General features: G+C 73.8%; 4 protein-coding genes. 1 reads left to right on the forward strand and 3 read right to left on the reverse strand.

Features of this window, described 5'->3' with window-relative positions; genetic code table 11:
* The 3 genes from ACOV8S_RS02950 to ACOV8S_RS02960 form a co-directional block, all read right to left on the reverse strand.
* Window positions 1-701 (reverse strand): FAD-dependent oxidoreductase (locus tag ACOV8S_RS02950; RefSeq protein ID WP_448315946.1); only part of this gene is annotated, 701 nt, incomplete at its 3' end.
* Entirely contained in the window at window positions 698-1,822 is a 1,125-nt protein-coding gene (gene arsB / locus ACOV8S_RS02955; protein ID WP_448317331.1) for an ACR3 family arsenite efflux transporter, read from the reverse strand. The genes ACOV8S_RS02950 and arsB, both read right to left, overlap by 4 nt.
* Window positions 1,813-2,121 carry an ArsR/SmtB family transcription factor gene (locus ACOV8S_RS02960; RefSeq protein WP_448315947.1) on the reverse strand — a complete coding sequence of 103 codons (309 nt, stop codon included), beginning with the start codon at window positions 2,119-2,121 and terminating at the stop codon, window positions 1,813-1,815. Before ACOV8S_RS02960 ends, arsB begins: the two co-directional genes overlap by 10 nt.
* Before the next feature lie 69 nt (window positions 2,122-2,190).
* Here ACOV8S_RS02960 and ACOV8S_RS02965 point away from each other — a divergent pair, with 69 nt between their 5' ends.
* Complete coding sequence (locus tag ACOV8S_RS02965) at window positions 2,191-2,595, forward strand: arsenate reductase ArsC (RefSeq protein ID WP_448315948.1); 405 nt, start codon at window positions 2,191-2,193, stop codon at window positions 2,593-2,595.
* The last annotated feature ends 222 nt before the right edge of the window (window positions 2,596-2,817 follow it).

Consider the following 2,817-nt stretch of genomic DNA (forward strand, 5'->3'; position numbering starts at 1 on the left):
GTGTCGGCGCGGCCCTCCTCCAGGGCCCGGCGGCGCGCGGTGGCCACGTCGAACAGGGTCCGGCCGTCCACCTCGTCGGGCAGGAACCGCGGCGGCCGCCGGGTGACCCAGGTCAGGTCACTGTGCGGCGCCAGATCGGCGGCGATCTGCGCCCCGGAGTTGCCCCCGCCGACGACCACCACCCGCCGCCCGGCGAACTCGTGCGGGTCGCGGTAGCCGACCGTGTGCAGCTGCCGGCCCCGGAACTCCTCACGGCCGGGCACCGCCGGGAAGAAGGGCCGCTCCCAGGTGCCCGTGGCGCTCAGCACCGCGCGGGCGCGCCAGGTCCCGCGGTCGGTCTCGACCCGGAGCGCCCCGGCCGCCTCCCGGTGCACCCCCAGCACGCGGACCGGCCGCACCACGGGCAGGTCGTAGCGCCGCTCGTAGTCGGCGAGGTAGTCCACGACGTGGCGGGCGTCCGGGTAGGTCTCGCCCCGCTGCGGCGGCATCGGCCGCCCCGGCAGCGAGGAGTACGCGGCGGGGGAGAAGAGGCGCAGAGAGTCCCAGGCGTGCCGCCAGGCGCCGCCGGGCGCGGAGCCGGCGTCCAGGACGACGAACTCCACGCCCAGACGCCGCAGGTGGTAGCCGGCGGCCAGCCCGGTCTGGCCTCCGCCGATCACCACCACGGGCACCGGCACCGGCCTGGGTGCCGCGTCGCTCACCGGCTGCCCACGGCGGCGAAGCGGCTCCGCCACGCCAGGGAGACGTGGACCAGGGCGACGAGCACCGGGACCTCGATCAGCGGGCCGACCACGCCGGACAGGGCCTGGCCCGAGGTGACGCCGAAGGTGGCCACCGCCACGGCGATCGCCAGCTCGAAGTTGTTGCCGGCCGCGGTGAACGCGAGGGTCGCGGTGCGGTCGTAGGGCAGACCGATCGCCCGGCCGAGGAAGAAGGAGCCGAACCACATCACCGCGAAGTACACCAGCAGCGGCAGCGCGATCCGGACCACGTCCAGCGGACGCGAGGTGATCGTCCCGCCCTGCAGCGCGAACAGGACCACGATGGTGAAGAGCAGGCCGTACAGCGCCCACGGGCCGATCCTCGGCAGGAACGCGCTCTCGTACCGCTCCCGGCCCAGCCGGCGCTCGCCGACCCGGCGGGTGAGGAACCCGGCGGCCAGCGGGACGCCGAGGAAGATGGCGACGTTGAGCGCGATCTCCGCCGTCGAGACGTCCAGCGCCGCGCCGTCCAGGCCGAGCAGGCCGGGCAGGAGGTCGAGGTAGAACCAGCCGAGCAGACCGAAGGCCAGCACCTGGAAGACGGAGTTCAGCGCGACCAGGACGGCGCCGGCCTCGCGGTCGCCGCAGGCCAGGTCGTTCCAGATCACCACCATCGCGATGCAACGGGCCAGGCCGACGATGATCAGACCGGTCCGGTACTCCGGCAGGTCGGGCAGGAAGATCCAGGCCAGCGCGAACATCACGGCGGGGCCGACGACCCAGTTGATCACCAGCGAGGAGACCATCAGGCGCCGGTCGCCGGTGACGGCGTCCAGCCGGTCGTAGCGGACCTTGGCGAGGACCGGGTACATCATCACCAGCAGGCCGAGGGCGATGGGCAGCGAGATGCCGCCGATCTCGACGGCGGCGAGGGCGTCGTCCATCGCCGGGACCAGCCGGCCGAGGCCGAGGCCCACGGCCATGGCGGCCAGGATCCACACCGCCAGGTAGCGGTCCAGGGTGGAGAGCCGGGCGACGACCGACGCGTCGTGTCCCTCCGTGCGTTCCCCGCCGGGTGCCGGACGGTTCTCGGGACGGGTCGTGGGGCGGGTCACGGGCAGGCCCTCTTCGAGTCGGCGTGGGTGCGGGCGGTGGCGGCGAGGCCGGCGAGTCCGCCGGACAGCGCCTCGAGGACGTCGGGCCTCAGCCGGTAGTACGTGAACCGCCCGCACGGCTCGGTCTCCACGACCCCCGCCTCCCGCAGCACCTTCAGGTGGTTGGAGAGATTGGTCTGCCGGGCGCCCGTCTCCTCCACCAGGTGGGTGGTGCATAGGGTCTCCCGGGCCAGCAGGGTCACGATCCGGAGCCTCAGCGGGTCGGCCAGTACCCTCAACAGATCAGCATCGACTGACGTCAGCATGCGCTGATACTGTCACACCGGCCCTGAAGCCGACACCCCCGGGTACCGAGAGACAGGTGTGACCTCCTGATGTCCGAGAAGCCGTCCGTGCTCTTCGTCTGCGTGCACAACGCCGGCCGGTCCCAGATGGCCGCCGCATGGCTGCACCACCTGGCCGGGGACCGCGTCGAGGTGCGGTCCGCCGGCTCCGCGCCCGGCGAGCGGGTCAATCCGGCCGCGGTGGAGGCGATGCGGGAGGTGGGCATCGACATCGCCGCCGCGGTGCCGAAGCGGCTCACCGTCGACGCGGTACGGGAGTCCGACGTCTGCGTCACGATGGGGTGCGGCGACACGTGCCCGGTCTTCCCCGGGAAGCGGTACCTCGACTGGCAGCTCGACGACCCGGCGGGTCAGGGGGTCGAGGCGGTCCGCCCGATCCGCGACGAGATCCGCGTCCTGGTCGAGGCCCTCATCACGGAGATCGCCCCGGCGTGACCCCACGTCCGGGCGGGCCCGGCCGGGGTCATGCTCCCTCGGCGTACGCGCACCGTACGCACGTGACCCCGACCGCAGCGCGGGGCGTGGCCGGCTCCGGTGGACGGCACCGTCTTTGTCCCCCGCCCCGCCCCCTTCCCGGAGGGGCTTACGTCGGGTGGAGCGAGCCGTCTCGCCAGGACGTGGGCCCCTGCGCCCACCCGTGCCGCCCAGCGGCACGAT

The sequence above is a fragment of the Streptomyces sp. CO7 genome (genome assembly GCF_053474865.1).